This window comes from Bacillus ectoiniformans, from assembly GCF_016908875.1.
In the GTDB taxonomy this organism is placed as follows: domain Bacteria; phylum Bacillota; class Bacilli; order Bacillales; family Domibacillaceae; genus Bacillus_BX; species Bacillus_BX ectoiniformans.
This window is the reverse complement of the sequence record NZ_JAFBES010000006.1, coordinates 135,474-149,701: the sequence shown is the minus strand read 5'-3', so window position 1 is coordinate 149,701 and position 14,228 is coordinate 135,474. Positions and strand designations below refer to the sequence as shown.

The window sequence follows — 14,228 nt, the reverse complement described above, 5'->3', positions numbered from 1 at the left end:
GTGCAATGGATGCGACGATACAGTGGGTATTAACAGGTTCTCTCTTGCTCGGACTTGCGAGCGGTGTGCTTGGAAGCTTTGCACTTCTTAGAAAACAAAGTTTGATAGGGGATGCGATGGCTCATGCCACCTTGCCGGGGATCTGTCTAGCCTTTTTAGTAACGGGTGAAAAATCGCTGCCGCTATTTTTAATTAGCGCCGCTGTTTCAGGATTGTTGGCTACCTATTGTATTCAAGCCATTACGAAACACTCTCGAATTAAAGAAGACACATCCATAGGGTTAGTGCTTTCTGTCTTCTTTGGGTTTGGTATTGTGCTGCTGACAAAGGTGTCGCAAAGTTCATCCGGAAACAAAAGCGGGCTGAATGATTTTATTTTCGGGCAAGCAGCTTCCATGGTCGGTGAGGACGTCAAACTGATTATGATCGCGGCCATCGTTTTATTGACGATTACTTTCTTGCTGTTTAAAGAATTGAAGCTATTGACCTTTGATCCAGCATTCGCTCAAGGTCTTGGCTTGCCATCTAAAACACTGAATCTATTACTTATGACCATGATTACATTCGCAGTAGTCATTGGCATTCAAATGGTTGGTGTCGTATTAATGGCAGCCATGCTGATTACGCCGGCCATTTCTGCTAGGTATTGGACGGAGCGACTCGATCACATGGTGGTTATTTCTGGAATGATAGGTGCCATTTCAGGTGCCGCCGGTTCCATGGCCAGCACGTATGCGAACGGCTTGCCAACCGGGCCGCTGATTGTCTTGGCAGCAACGGGAATGTTTATTATTTCCCTTTTGTTTGCACCTAAACGGGGCTTGCTTATGAAGGCATGGCGTCATTACCAGCTGCGCGATGTGACAGCACGTGAGCAGCTATTTGTTACACTATATAATCTTTCAGAAGATCACTATAAAGATGATTCAGGTAAGTTTTTTTCCATTCAAGAAATTTCCGCTAGACGTTCCATCTCACCGAAGCACTTAGCAGCTGTTTTGGGAAAGATGAAGCAAGAAGGGATGGTGCATTCATCCGGAAATAACGAGTGGAAATTGACAAATAAAGGGCTTAAGGAAGCTCACAGAATCGTTTATAATCATCGGCTCATGGAAGTATTTTTAATGAATGAAACAAAATTCAGCGGCCACGGCATCAGTTATAATCAGCGTGCTGACATAGAAGATTGGCCTGAAAGTGTCAAACAGGAACTCAAAAGTCTGCTTGAAGAACAAGGGAGAACGCCATTTCTTTTATCTCGTCCGGAACTTGCCTGGACGAAGCAGACTGAAACAGCTGGGGGGACGAATCGATGAGTTATGAGGCATGGATTATTCTAACGGGTTCCTTAGTGGGTCTAACCTGCGGAATCACCGGCTGTTTTTTAATCTTAAGAAAAATGACGATGCTCGCTGATGCGATCAGTCATACAGTTTTGTTAGGCATTGTCGGCGCTTTTTTAATCAGCCATAGCCTAGATGGAATCTTTATGCTGGTTGGAGCGGCAGCTGTCGGTCTTTTAACCGCTTTTCTCGTTCAGCTGCTTGATACAGGCGGGGTGCAGTCTGATGCTTCTATAGGGGTCGTGTTTACCTCGTTGTTTGCCATTGGTGTATTGCTCATTTCATTATTTGCTGGAAATATCCATTTGGATGTCGATCATGCGTTAATGGGTGAAATCACGTTTGTACCATGGGATACTGTGCCGCTGTTTGGTGTAGAAGGCGTGCCAAAAGCGGTTTGGATGCTTGGATTCGTTCTATGTATGAACCTATTAATTATCATCTTGTTTTATAAAGAGCTGAAAATTAGTTCTTTCGATCCTGCAATGGCAGCTGCGATCGGCTTGCCTGTGCTGTTTATCCATTATCTGTTAATGGGGATGGTTTCTCTGTCAACTGTCGCTTCGTTTGACAGTGTGGGGGCGATATTAGTTGTAGCGATGTTAATTGTACCGGGAGCGACCGCTTATTTATTAACAGAAAAATTAAGTGTCATGTTAGTTTTAAGTGGAGTGGTTGGAGTGATGTCTGCCATTATTGGCTATTACGCAGCAGTTTGGTTTAATGTATCGATTGCGGGCTCGATGTCAACAGCAGCGGGTGTCATCTTTACACTCGTCTTCTTCTTATCGCCGACACATGGCCTTATTGCTAAAAAAATGGTGAGAAGAAAATATTCAGCAGAAAATTAGAAAACAAGCCGGCAAATATGCTGGCTTGTTTTCTTAAGCAAAAGCTTTCTGTTTCATAAAGTCAGTGTTTGGATAATAAGCGTTCTTAACTAAAATATTTGGTCCTAAGCATTGCACATTCGAACAGTGGCAGTTTAGCTCAGAAGCGAGTTTGGATTGATTCCACGTTTCATAGGCATTCTGCAGCGTGTTTGTTTGAATATTGCCGAGGCCTGGTGCGTCTCCAAAGTCTGTAACGATGATATCTCCGCTGAAAATATTGACGTTCAGACGGGAGCGTCCGTCAGGATCATTCCGAACGGTTACATTTTTCTCGGCAGACAGCTTTTTTAATAAGCCGATATCTTCCTGAGAAGGGCTGCAAGAATAAAAAGGCAGCGTGCCAAACAGCATCCAGGTATCTTGGTCTCTTTTATCAAGCAACTGATGTATGCTTTCTCTCATTTCGGAGAGAGTCAATGATTCTAGTGCATTAGCGAAATCGCTTGGGTACATAGGGTGAATTTCATGTCGAAAACACTTCATTTCTTCTACCACTTGCCGGTGGATAGATTCTAAATAAGGAAGCGTGCGTTTATTCAGCATCGTTTCAGCGGACACAAGTACGCCCATTTCTGATAATGCCTTACTGTTGGCAATCATCTTATCAAAATAAGCTTCACGCTGAGAAAGTGACGGTTTTCGTTCCATATTGGCAAATCCAACCTCGGTAAACTCTTCTAATGTGCCCCAGTTATGAGAAATATGGAGAACATCCAGATAAGGAGCAATCTCTTCATATCGCGCGAGGTCGAGCGTTAAATTAGAATTGATTTGCGTATAGATTCCTCTTTCATGTGCATATTTCAAGAGAGGAAGTACATAATTTTTCACAGATCGTTTAGACAGCATCGGCTCTCCGCCCGTGATGCTTAAAGCACGCAGATGCGGAATTTCTTCCAAACGCTGCTGGATTAAAGAAAAAGGCAAAGCCTCTGGGTCTCTAGTCTGTAACGTGTAGCCGACTGCACAGTGCTCGCATCGCATATTGCAAAGAGTTGTCGTAGTAAATTCAACATTAGATAAAAGCATGCGGCCATGCTCATTAACATCCATATACGCTTCCCATGGATCGAACGCAGGATGAATCATTTTTTTCAAATAAAGCACCTCATTTCATCTGACAATTTATTATTATATCGTTTCTATAGGCTGAAATATATAAAAAATGCAGAAAGCTGCAATCTTCATTTTCAACCGCCGTTTGATTCGTTTATAATAAGGCTATTGAGCATAAAAAAAGGAGCAGCAAATGAAAATTATAATTACAGGATCGACAGGTTTTGTCGGAAAAAAATTAATGTTAGCCTTGCTTGAAAATGGCCATGAAATATATCCGCTTGTACGAAGCGAAGAGAAAATCAGCCATTTTATTAATGAATTGTCCGAAAAAGAACAGCGGAATGTACATCCGTTAATAGGTAATATAGAGAAGCCCCAATTAGGCATATCAAAAGAAATGAGAAGCGCTCTTTTCGGTCAAATAGATATTATCTATCATGCAGCCGCGTATTTATCTTTTAAAGAGGAAGACCGCGAGCAAACCTTTGAGGCGAATGTAGAAGGAACCAAGCGTGTGCTGGAGTTTGCTAAAGAACTGAATGTGAAAAAGTTCTTTCATGTAAGTACAGCTTATACATTAGGACTCGAGACGTTTGCTTATGAAGAACTGCATTCCTGCAGCCGTTCATTCGTTAACTATTATGAAGAAAGTAAATGCCACGCCGAACATATCGTCTTTGCAGAAAGGGAGAATCTTGATATCAGCATCTTCCGCCCGGCAATTATTGTTGGCGATTCTGAAACGGGAGAAGCAGAAACGGTATTTGCTTTATATGGCTTATTAAAAGCCGTCGGACTAATTAAAAAAATGGCCGACAGAGGCAGACTAAACGGAATCAGCCAAGTGAAGCTGCTTGGAGGGATGGAAAGCCATACAAATTTCGTTCCTGTCAATTACGTGGTCGATGTGCTGGCAGCGGCGCCTCGCTATGCAGAAAAAGACAGAATCTATCATATTACTAACAGCAACCCGCCTAATAATGGAGAGATATTTAAATTGATTAAAGAGACAAGCGGCCTGAATGAACTTGCGCTCGTGCCGATTGATTACAGCGGTGAATTAACGAAAATAGAACAAACATTAAACGAACCAATGAAAGTATTCCATTCTTACTTGTCCCGCTCGATAGATTTTGATGACCGTCATACTCAAGCGTTTCTTGAAAAAGCCGGTATTCCACCTTTAAAGCTAGGAGAAAATGAGTTTAAACGGATGATGGAAGTATTTTTTGAAGGTAAATAAATCTCAAGATGACGCTGACTTAGCGTCATCTTTTTAAATGTCAGAAGAAGGAGTTTTTAGGCAATTAGACCTTTCCCGCATCCGTCATAAAACCCAAATTTAATGCAGTTTGTGCTTATTAATAGAAAATAATTCCGATTATGTTACAATGTAGGCAGAAATATCAGAAACAGGAGGGAAATGATTATGAAGAAAATGACAATGATGATGGGTGCTGCCTTGCTTGCAGGAGGAGTGCTTGCAGGCTGTTCAGACACTGAGCCAGAAACGAAAGAAGAAAAGCCAGCAGAAGAAACGGTAAACGAAAATGAAACAACTGAAGAAGCACAGACGGAAGAGACCATGAATGAAGCGGAAGCTGATTTAGAACAAGCGACTGAAGAAGTGAAAGAAGAGTCAAAACAGGCAGCTGAGGAGACAAAAGAAAATGCTGAAGCCTTAGGCACAGAAGTGAAAGAAGAAATCAATCAGGAACAGGGTGAAGAAGCAACGGGTATTTTCAATGGTGTTGCCGATCCGCATACTGTTGAAATTGAAGTTGACGGTCAGCCTGCAGCTTTTCAAGTAGATCCTGAAAGTGAGATCATGAAGAAGTTTAATGAAATGCAGGGCGGAGAAGAGATAACGTTCGTGTATCAAACGGAAGGCGAGTCTAAGACAATTGTAGAATTGAAAGAATAAAAAGCTGCTTAGGCGGCTTTTTTTCTTTTCACTTTTTAGTAGCCCTCTCTCTTCAGAGAATAATAGAAAATTTCTTAGTAATAATTATTTAGTAGATTAGCCTTCTTAAAATGGGGAATATAGTAATTAATTAATGACAAGGAATAGCCGTTTAAAGACTTATGTTCTATGGGCGGTGCTATTATTATTGGAGGGACGAATAATGAACACTTCAGGCATGTTAAGAGGATATTTATCAAAAGTGATGGATCCTGAGAGTTATTTTTACCATGTGGTCACCTGTATGGAAAAGCAGCTTACCGATTGGGAATATGATCCGATTTTATTGTTTGATTGGCAAGAAGATTCGCGAATGATCCATATGAGTTTTATCATAAACGGAGAACTTTACTGGCTGGAACTTGAAAAAGAGCTTTCTAAACAGCTGCAATTAAAAAGTCCCTATTCCATTGATCGATATTTATGGGAGATATTAAAAAAACAAGGGTTAAAGCTGAAAGAAAGCAATTATATTTTGAATGCTTTCTTATAATGGGCAGCATGACAAAAACTTATAAACCAGAGATCCGATATTACGTGAATAGGGTCTCTGGTTTATTTTGTTTATTCCGATGTTAACTGCGGATTTGACCAGTACCTCTAACAAGGGATTTAACAGTGGTAATGGCCTTTAATCCCATTGGGCCTCTCGCATGAAGTTTTTGTGTGCTGATGCCAATTTCCGCACCATAGCCGAACTGTTCGCCATCCGTAAAGCGCGTTGATGCATTATGGTATAAGACGGCCGCATCAATGCTCCGGAAAAATAAATCTACATGTTCGTCCGTTTCGGACACAATCGCTTCAGAATGTTTTGTACCGTAACGATTGATATGACGGATCGCTTCCTTTTCGTCTTGCACTAATTTAACCGCTAAAATTGGAGCTAAGAATTCAGATGCCCAATCTTCTTCTGTTGCTAGGTTTATATGGTCATATTGAGAGGACAAATGGTCATCGCCTCGTAATTCAACTCCTGCAGCTGTTAATTTCGCCATCAATTCTTCCTTATGCGGCCAGTTAGAATGGATTAATACCGTTTCTGCTGCATTGCAGACCGATGGACGCTGAGTTTTAGCATTCAGTACAATATTGATCGCCATGTCTTTATCAGCTGATTCGTCTATAAAAATGTGGCAATTGCCTACGCCTGTTTCGAGAACAGGAACCGTTGACTGTTCAATTACTGTCTGAATTAAACCCGCACCTCCGCGGGGAATCAGCACGTCTAAATAATCATTTAATTTAAACATTTGAGCAGCAGTTTCCCGGCTGGTATCTTCTAAAAGCTGCAGGGAATCAGTTGGAACCGGGGAAGAATCAAGCGCTGCTTTCATAATCTTTACTAATGCCAGGTTAGAGTGAGCAGCAGATGAACTGCCTCTTAAAAGGACGGCATTTCCCGCTTTCAGACAGAGGGATGCCGCATCTACTGTCACATTCGGACGAGCTTCATACACCATGCCGATGACACCGAGAGGAACACGGATCGTTTCAGCTTTAAGCCCATTATACAATTCCCATTCTTCCGTTACTTCACCAACAGGGTCTTTCAGTTCAATCAGCTGGCGCACACCTTCTGCCATTTGTTTAATTCTATCCTTTGTTAACTGCAGGCGGTCAAGCAATGATGGGCTGAAGCCAGCGTCTGTTCCGGCTTTCATATCTTTTGAGTTTTCCTCAATAAGATAATCCGTATTTACTTCTAATGCATCGGCAATCATCGCTAATGCTTCGTTTTTCTCCGTTTCTGATAATAGTGCCATTTCAAATGAAGCCTGCTTTAATAAAGCTGCTTTCGTTAATAACTCACTCATGCTCCCACTCCTAATTATTTCATTTTATATTTGATTCCATTTAGACCTTGTTCAGCTCTTTAGTGTCACCCAATGATCGCGGTGAATCACTTCGCTCCGCTCGTTAAACGAATACGCCTTGGCTTCAGCACTCGGAAGCCCCTTCACTTTAGTCAGATCAAGAGATGAATAATAGACTTGCCCTTTGCCTAGAATTTCTCCATCTAAGTTGGTCACTTCGACAACTTCCATCGCATTGAACAAGCCATCGATCTCGGTTACCCCCGCAGGAAGCAGACTTTTTCCGCCTGACAGAAGGGCTTGTTCTGCCCCTCGGTCAACGACAATTTTGCCAGCGGACTTGGCGTGGTGGGCCAGCCATTGCTTTTTCATTTGCATTCTTGATTGGAAGGGAGCACCGATATACGTTCCGCTTCCTTTACCTTCTAAGATGTCTAGCAGTTTATTTTCCCCGCTGCCCATGCCGACAAAGACAGGGACGCCAAGAGATAACGCTTTTTCTGCAGCTAAGAGTTTGGATTTCATTCCGCCCGTACCAATAGATGTGCCGCTGTCGCCGGCATAAGAAATCATTTTTTCGGTCACTTCTGGTATGAAATTAAAGCGTTTAGCTGATGGATTCGTTTTAGGATTGCTGTCATATAAGCCATCTATATCTGTAAGGATCATTAAAGCATCCGCTTGTAAAAATCCGCTGACTAATGCGGACAGCATATCATTATCTCCATATGTCAGTTCTTCAATGGAGATAGAGTCATTTTCATTAATAATCGGGATCGCTCCAGCGCGCAGCAGTTCACACATAGCTGTATGGAAATTATGAAAGCGGCTGCGGCTGAAAAAATCTTCTTTCGTCAAGAGCATTTGAGCGGCGACATGGCCGAATGGGGCAAAAAGGGATAAATATTTTTGGATAAGCAGACTTTGTCCTACGGCGGCTGCGGCTTGTTTCGCTGCCATTATTTTCGGTCTCGACGGGTAGCCAAGTGACCTGAACCCTGCAGACACGGCGCCAGAAGATACAACAATGACTTCATGGCCGGCGGCTTTCGCTTTAGCGATGGCTTGAACATGATCTAGAACTTTTTCTTCAACAATATTTCCTTGTTCATCCGTCAGCGAACTGCTGCCGATTTTTACTACGATACGATTTTTTTTCACGAAAGATCATCCCTTTAATTAAAATCAAAAAAAAGCATAACTCTGCGCCCTGTAAAAGGACGGAGAGTCATGCTTTCCGCGGTACCACCTTTTTTGGCGTCTATTCTCTAAAATAGCGCCCGCTTTACACCCGTAACGAGGGGGACGGCCTATGTTGGCATAGGCTATATGTACAGGGCAGGTTCAATGGTTTTCCGTGAGGAATCTTCCAGCCGATGAATTCCCTCTCTGACACGTTTCACGAATTTACTAATCCCTGAATAATTAAATTATTTATAATTATTCACAATTATCTATGAAAATGGAAGTTTGTCAAGTAGGAAAAAGTAACTTCTGCTCATGAAGCAAATATTCCATCGTCCATTTATTTTTCCGATTGATGTTCTTTCAGCAATTCGAGGAAATGTTTTAAAATTTTGGCCGTCAGCCCCCAAATGATTTTATCTTCGTAAAAATAAAAATACTCATCCATTTTTCGCGTTTGCCAATTATAGTCTTGTCCGCCAATGATCAAATCAAATGGAAAACCTTCATCTGGTTCCACTTTAAAATTGATTTGGTGTATTTCGGGTTTGGCTGCCAGCAAATAATCCAAAGGAACGGTGAAAATTTCTGCTACCTCATCGGGATTCAGCTGTAATTCTTTCTTGGAGGATATGATTCCGGTAAAAGGGTAAATAATCGTGCCAAAAGGAGAAAGCATAAAATCTAAAGGAATAATATTTTTCACATCGTTCGGCTGAATACCCAATTCCTCAGCCGTTTCCCTGATCGCTGTATGCAGCTCGTCCTTATCATCCGGATCAAACTTGCCGCCAGGAAAACAAATTTCACCTGGCTGTCTTCTCATATGAAAGGATCTAACTTCAAATAATACATGAAGTTCCCCGTTGATTTCTATTAAGGGCAGAAGAACGGAAAACTTGGCGAAATTTTCACTGCCTAATATTCTGGGCGTCCGCCCGCTGAATTTGTTCAAAAATTGCCCGATTTTCATATAAGCCCTCCTGAAAGTATATTCTTTATATTTAATTATAGTGCAGGGCACAATAAAGAAGAAAGTGAGAGGACTGTTTGTTTATTATTTTGAGATTAACAAGGAGAATTAGTGGTAAATGAGTAAGAAGTCGGAAGGAGGACTTTTCAGCTAAGTCTATTGGTTTGCACAAGATTGATAATTACAAATAGAGGAGATGATGTAAATTGACAATGGATCAAGTGGTCGATGTAGTGATCGTCGGGGGAGGGCCAGGCGGATCAAGTGCCGCTCTTGTTCTAGGAAGGTCGCGCAGAAATGTAGTCATGATTGATGATGAGAATCCAAGAAATAAACTCACAAAAAAATCCCACGGGTTTTTAACAATGGATGGAAAGAAACCAGAGGAGTTTCGTAAAGCTGCGAGAGAAGAGCTTACTCAATATAAAAATATTCAAATATATAACGATTTAGTTATTCATTCAAAGAAAGATGAGGGATTATTTGTCACAACCACTAAACAAGGCTTAGTCGTTACCAGCAGAAAGCTGATCTTTGCAACAGGAATGATAGACAGCTTGCCTGATATACCGGGCTTACATGAAGCCTATGGCGCATCTGTTTTTCATTGCCCTTATTGCGACGGGTGGGAAAGGCAAAATCAGCCTTTAGCCATATTAGGGAACGGGGAGAATCTATTTGATTATGTCCAGGAAATATACCATTGGAGCAAGGCCCTCGTTGTACTTACCAACGGCCCCTCGCTGCTTTCCTCAGAAGAACATATTGAATTGCTGGAGCGAGGAATTGAAGTAGTTGAAACGGAGATTGCGCGACTAGAGTGTACAGATGGACTTCTGAAGAAAATCTGGTTGAAAAACGGTGAATCAATTGAAAGAAAAGGCTTGTTTATCATGGATACTGGCGCTCATCAATCTTCAAGAATCCCTGAGAAATTGGGAGTTGCGCTGAAAGATACTGGAGCTTATGAGACATCGGGACATGGTGAGACTGCGATCGAAGGGCTGTCAATTATTGGCGATGCGAAGAATAAATTTACAGGCTTAGTTGGAGCGGCAAGCCAAGGGTATGAAATTGCAGTGGTCATCAACAATGAACTGATTAAAGAAGATTGGGCCAGTGAAAAAAAGCGAGAGTAAATGTCAGTTTTCAAATAGTGAAAGTTTGCCGCTAACTCGCACAAGTGGCTGAAAGGCTACTATTATAGGCTGGCAGATTTAATACATAGAAAAAGAATGGATAGAGGAATCCGTCGTTTTTTGTTTAATTATTAGGGTAGTTAGTCAGAATAGATTGTTTATGTATACTTGTATTTTTCAACCAAAAGGAGAGCTGGCCGTGGCAGATAGAATACAAATCAACATTAACGGGAATTATGTCAGTGCCAATGAGTCCCAAACTGTTTTACAAGCGCTTTCGAACCATTCCATTGAAGTTCCGCAAGTCTGTTATCATCCGAGTTTAGGTCCTATTGAAACTTGTGATACATGTATTGTCATGGTAAATGGTGAGTTTGTCCGATCTTGTTCAACGAAATTGAAAGAAGGCGACGTGGTTGATACCGTTCATAAAGATGTGAAGGAAGCTCAAATTATCGGGATGGACCGGATCTTAAAAAATCACGAGCTGTACTGTACGGTTTGTGATTACAATAATGGGACGTGTGAAGTACATAATACAGTGAAAGAAATGAAAATTAACCATCAAAGCATGCCATTTGAAGAAAAACCCTATGAAGTGGATGATTCAAACCCGTTTTATCGCTATGATCCTGATCAATGCATTCTTTGTGGACGCTGTGTCGAAGCTTGTCAGGATGTTCAAGTGACGGAAACACTGAGCATAGACTGGTCGTTAAAAAAGCCTCGCGTTATTTGGGATAAAAACTCTAAAATCAATGAATCCTCTTGTGTCTCCTGTGGACACTGTTCTACAGTGTGTCCCTGCAATGCCATGATGGAAAAGGGAATGGAAGGCGAAGCGGGCTTCTTGACAGGCATCAATAAAAAGACGCTTCGGCCTATGATTGAAATTACGAAGGGTGTCGAAACAGGCTATGGTTCCATTCTCGCCATCTCTGACATGGAATCAGCGATGCGAGATGAGAGAATTAAGAAAACGAAGACGGTTTGTACGTATTGCGGCGTTGGGTGCAGCTTTGACGTGTGGACGAAAGACCGCAAAATCCTGAAAGTGGAACCGCAGATCGAAGCGCCTGCTAATGGAATTTCTACATGTGTGAAAGGAAAATTCGGCTGGGATTTCGTCAATAGTGAAGAGCGTATCACTAAACCGCTGATTCGTGATGGAGATGCTTTTCGTGAAGCGGAATGGGAAGAAGCACTTCAGCTAATCGCGTCAAAATTTACTGAAGCTAAAAACCAATATGGTCCGGATTCTATGGCGTTTATCAGTTCTTCCAAGTGTACTAATGAGGAATCATATGTCATGCAGAAGCTGGCGCGTTCTGTCATTGGAACCAATAACATTGATAATTGCTCCCGCTATTGTCAAACTCCTGCAACCATGGGACTGTTTCGGACAGTGGGACATGGTGGAGATTCAGGTTCAATTACAGATATTGAAAAAGCAGAGCTTGTCCTTATCGTTGGCTCAAATACAGCTGAATCTCATCCAGTCCTCGCGACACGTGTGAAGCGGTCGCACAAGCTAAAAGGGCAAAAGCTGATAGTTGCCGATCTTAGAAAACATGAAATGGCGGAACGTGCAGATCTTTTCATTCAGCCAAAATCGGGCACAGACCTGGTATGGCTATCTGCTATAACGAAATACATTGTCGATCAAGGCTGGGCAGATCAATCATTTCTAAAAAACCGCGTAAATGGGCTGCAGGAGTATGTCGTTAGCCTTGAAAAGTACACGATGGATTTTGCTGCCGATGTGACTGGTATTGAGAAGGAAACGCTAATTTACATGGCTGAACAAATCGCAAAAGTTAATACAGTTTCGGTCCTTTGGGCAATGGGAGTAACCCAGCATTTAGGGGGGAGCGACACGAGTACGGCTATTTCAAATTTGTTATTGATTACAGGAAATTACGGAAAGCCAGGTGCAGGGAGCTATCCGCTTCGAGGGCATAATAATGTTCAAGGAGCGAGTGATTTCGGCAGCATGCCAGACCGTTTTCCTGGTTATGAAAAAGTGGCAGATCCTGATGTGCGAGCGAAGTATGAAAAAAAATGGGGCACCACGATTCCAGCTGAACCAGGATTAAATAATCATGAAATGATCGCGGCTATTCATGACGGCAATCTAAGGATGATGTATTTAAAAGGTGAAGACATGGGGATGATTGACTCCAATCTTAATTATGTTCATGAAGCATTTGAAAAGCTTGAATTTTTTGTGGTTCAAGACCTCTTTCTATCTAAAACAGCAGAGTTTGCCGATGTCGTGCTTCCAGCCTGTCCAAGTCTTGAAAAAGAGGGGACGTTTACGAATACCGAGCGCCGAATTCAAAGGCTTTATCAAGTCCTTAATCCTCTCGGGGACTCTAAACCAGACTGGTGGATCATTCAGGAAATCGCCAATCGATTAGGCGCTGGCTGGAACTTCAATCATCCAAGGGAAATCATGGAAGAAGCCGCTTCTTTATCACCTTTATATGCGGGTGTGACATATGAACGCCTAGAAGGATATAAGAGTCTCCAATGGCCGGTGGCACCAGACGGAACAGATTCACCTTTATTATTCTTAGAAGCTTTTCCATTCCCTGATGGTAAAGCACGCCTTTTCCCAGTCGAATGGACAAAGCCGCTCGAATATGATGAGGAATATGATATTCATGTGAATAACGGCCGCTTGCTGGAGCATTTTCACGAAGGCAATATGACGTATAAATCGAAAGGGATTACCTCTAAAACACCAAATACCTTTTTAGAGGTATCACCGGCACTTGCTAAGGAAAGAGGATTAGAAGACGGCACGCTCGTACGGTTAATTTCTCCTTATGGACAAATTAAAGTAGAGTGTCTGATCACCGACCGGGTTCGTGGAAAAGAAGTCTACCTTCCGATGAATGATTCAGGTGAAAGCGCCATTAATTACTTAACAAGCAGTTATGCAGATAAAGATACGGACACCCCTGCGTATAAAGAAACGAAAGCCAAACTTGAGATTCTTCGTCCAAAGGGTAAGAGTCCATTGCCAAGAATCAATCACCGGAACGGAAATCCACAGCCGCAGATTGGCGTGCAGGTTCATGAAAAGTGGAAGCGTCCAGATTATATCTTCCCTGGTGATTTGGTGAAGATCAAGAAGGAGTCGAGAAACCGTGGCTAAAGCAACGAAAGTCATTCATCGGATTCAGCCAAGCGAAGAAGAGCTCAGAAAAAGTGAACTTGAATCGATTGAAACGATGCTGCTCTCAAATAAAGAGGCGATACAGGAAGCCTTTAAAATTCTGCACCATTTACAAGACCGCGGCATCCTGCAAATGGGAACTGCCCTGTTATCACAGGGAGATAAGGTGTTAGATATTCTTGTGAAAACAGCTGATACCCCTGAAACAGCAAACACGCTGAAAAATTTGTTGTTAATGTTAGGAACGCTTGGTACATTGAATGTCCAGCAGCTAGAGCCGATTATATTAAAAGTGAATACCGGGATTGCCAGAGTAGCTGAACTATCTGAAAAAGACGAGAAGAGCGGTTACTTGCATCTTCTCAAATCCTTGAATGATCCTGATGTGAAACGAGCCATGGCTGTTGGAATCGCCTTCTTAAAAGGTGTAGGGGAGAACCAAGAACCATTGGAGCGGACAACGAAAACCCCTGAAGAGCATGAACATGAGAAAAACGAGCAGCTTGAAGACGGTTCCGCTGAAAGGACGGTTGGCCACGAGTCGACAAGTATTCCTACTAAAGAAAATAACGAAAATCAGAAAGAAAACAAGAAGACTGGTAAGGGCTGGTTTGTTGCGGCAGCTGGCTTATCTCTGCTGTCGATTGCTTTAAAGAAAAAAATTACTTAATG

The 14,228-nt window shown here is 42.1% G+C and carries 12 protein-coding genes; 8 read left to right on the top strand and 4 right to left on the bottom strand.

What is annotated here, in order from left to right:
- Positions 1-5: 5 nt before the first annotated feature.
- Positions 6-1,316, top strand: a complete 1,311-nt coding sequence (locus JOC78_RS10395) for a metal ABC transporter permease (RefSeq protein ID WP_204555200.1) — start codon at positions 6-8, stop codon at positions 1,314-1,316.
- Positions 1,313-2,194 carry a metal ABC transporter permease gene (locus JOC78_RS10390; RefSeq protein ID WP_204555197.1) on the top strand — a complete coding sequence of 294 codons (882 nt, stop codon included), beginning with the start codon at positions 1,313-1,315 and terminating at the stop codon, positions 2,192-2,194. The genes JOC78_RS10395 and JOC78_RS10390 overlap by 4 nt, the downstream gene beginning before the upstream one ends.
- Before the next feature lie 33 nt (positions 2,195-2,227).
- On the opposite strand, the gene yfkAB is transcribed toward JOC78_RS10390, so the two are convergent.
- Positions 2,228-3,325 carry a radical SAM/CxCxxxxC motif protein YfkAB gene (yfkAB, locus tag JOC78_RS10385; protein WP_204555489.1) on the bottom strand — a complete coding sequence of 366 codons (1,098 nt, stop codon included), beginning with the start codon at positions 3,323-3,325 and terminating at the stop codon, positions 2,228-2,230.
- Between the two features lie 160 nt (positions 3,326-3,485).
- On the opposite strand from yfkAB, the gene JOC78_RS10380 reads away from it, so the two are divergent.
- The 3 genes from JOC78_RS10380 to JOC78_RS10370 all read left to right on the top strand — a co-directional run bounded on the left by JOC78_RS10380 (position 3,486) and on the right by JOC78_RS10370 (position 5,751).
- Positions 3,486-4,538, top strand: coding sequence for an SDR family oxidoreductase (locus JOC78_RS10380; RefSeq protein ID WP_204555194.1), 1,053 nt, complete (start codon positions 3,486-3,488; stop codon positions 4,536-4,538).
- Between the two features lie 186 nt (positions 4,539-4,724).
- Positions 4,725-5,219 carry a hypothetical protein gene (locus JOC78_RS10375; RefSeq protein WP_204555184.1) on the top strand — a complete coding sequence of 165 codons (495 nt, stop codon included), beginning with the start codon at positions 4,725-4,727 and terminating at the stop codon, positions 5,217-5,219.
- Between the two features lie 202 nt (positions 5,220-5,421).
- Positions 5,422-5,751 carry a hypothetical protein gene (locus JOC78_RS10370; protein WP_204555178.1) on the top strand — a complete coding sequence of 110 codons (330 nt, stop codon included), beginning with the start codon at positions 5,422-5,424 and terminating at the stop codon, positions 5,749-5,751.
- Positions 5,752-5,833: 82 nt separating this feature from the next.
- On the opposite strand, the gene JOC78_RS10365 is transcribed toward JOC78_RS10370, so the two are convergent.
- From JOC78_RS10365 to JOC78_RS10355, 3 genes are all read right to left on the bottom strand, one after another.
- Positions 5,834-7,075, bottom strand: coding sequence for a glutamate-5-semialdehyde dehydrogenase (locus tag JOC78_RS10365; protein ID WP_204555176.1), 1,242 nt, complete (start codon positions 7,073-7,075; stop codon positions 5,834-5,836).
- Between the two features lie 51 nt (positions 7,076-7,126).
- Positions 7,127-8,236, bottom strand: coding sequence for a glutamate 5-kinase (proB, locus tag JOC78_RS10360; RefSeq protein ID WP_204555174.1), 1,110 nt, complete (start codon positions 8,234-8,236; stop codon positions 7,127-7,129).
- A 364-nt stretch (positions 8,237-8,600) separates the two neighbouring features.
- A complete protein-coding gene (locus JOC78_RS10355; protein ID WP_204555172.1) occupies positions 8,601-9,233 on the bottom strand; it encodes an NUDIX hydrolase in 633 nt (210 codons plus the stop codon).
- Positions 9,234-9,445: 212 nt separating this feature from the next.
- On the opposite strand from JOC78_RS10355, the gene JOC78_RS10350 reads away from it, so the two are divergent.
- From JOC78_RS10350 to JOC78_RS10340, 3 genes are all read left to right on the top strand, one after another.
- The gene (locus JOC78_RS10350; protein WP_204555485.1) at positions 9,446-10,372 is read left to right on the top strand and encodes an NAD(P)/FAD-dependent oxidoreductase; all 927 of its coding nucleotides are present in this window, start codon (positions 9,446-9,448) and stop codon (positions 10,370-10,372) included.
- 160 nt (positions 10,373-10,532) lie between these two features.
- A complete protein-coding gene (gene fdhF, locus JOC78_RS10345) occupies positions 10,533-13,535 on the top strand; it encodes a formate dehydrogenase subunit alpha (protein ID WP_239587111.1) in 3,003 nt (1,000 codons plus the stop codon).
- Positions 13,528-14,226 (top strand): helical membrane plugin domain-containing protein, encoded by a 699-nt coding sequence (locus JOC78_RS10340; protein WP_204555167.1) that lies wholly within the window; start codon positions 13,528-13,530, stop codon positions 14,224-14,226. Before fdhF ends, JOC78_RS10340 begins: the two co-directional genes overlap by 8 nt.
- Positions 14,227-14,228 lie beyond the last annotated feature (2 nt).

Bases quoted from the DNA above. Each gene is read 5' to 3' on its own strand.
- JOC78_RS10395 (WP_204555200.1), top strand. From the start codon at position 6: ATGGATGCGACGATACAGTGGGTATTAACAGGTTCTCTCTTGCTCGGA.
- JOC78_RS10390 (WP_204555197.1), top strand. From the start codon at position 1,313: ATGAGTTATGAGGCATGGATTATTCTAACGGGTTCCTTAGTGGGTCTA.
- yfkAB (WP_204555489.1), bottom strand. From the start codon at position 3,325: ATGATTCATCCTGCGTTCGATCCATGGGAAGCGTATATGGATGTTAAT.
- JOC78_RS10380 (WP_204555194.1), top strand. From the start codon at position 3,486: ATGAAAATTATAATTACAGGATCGACAGGTTTTGTCGGAAAAAAATTA.
- JOC78_RS10375 (WP_204555184.1), top strand. From the start codon at position 4,725: ATGAAGAAAATGACAATGATGATGGGTGCTGCCTTGCTTGCAGGAGGA.
- JOC78_RS10370 (WP_204555178.1), top strand. From the start codon at position 5,422: ATGAACACTTCAGGCATGTTAAGAGGATATTTATCAAAAGTGATGGAT.
- JOC78_RS10365 (WP_204555176.1), bottom strand. From the start codon at position 7,075: ATGAGTGAGTTATTAACGAAAGCAGCTTTATTAAAGCAGGCTTCATTT.
- JOC78_RS10355 (WP_204555172.1), bottom strand. From the start codon at position 9,233: ATGAAAATCGGGCAATTTTTGAACAAATTCAGCGGGCGGACGCCCAGA.
- JOC78_RS10350 (WP_204555485.1), top strand. From the start codon at position 9,446: ATGGATCAAGTGGTCGATGTAGTGATCGTCGGGGGAGGGCCAGGCGGA.
- fdhF (WP_239587111.1), top strand. From the start codon at position 10,533: ATGTATACTTGTATTTTTCAACCAAAAGGAGAGCTGGCCGTGGCAGAT.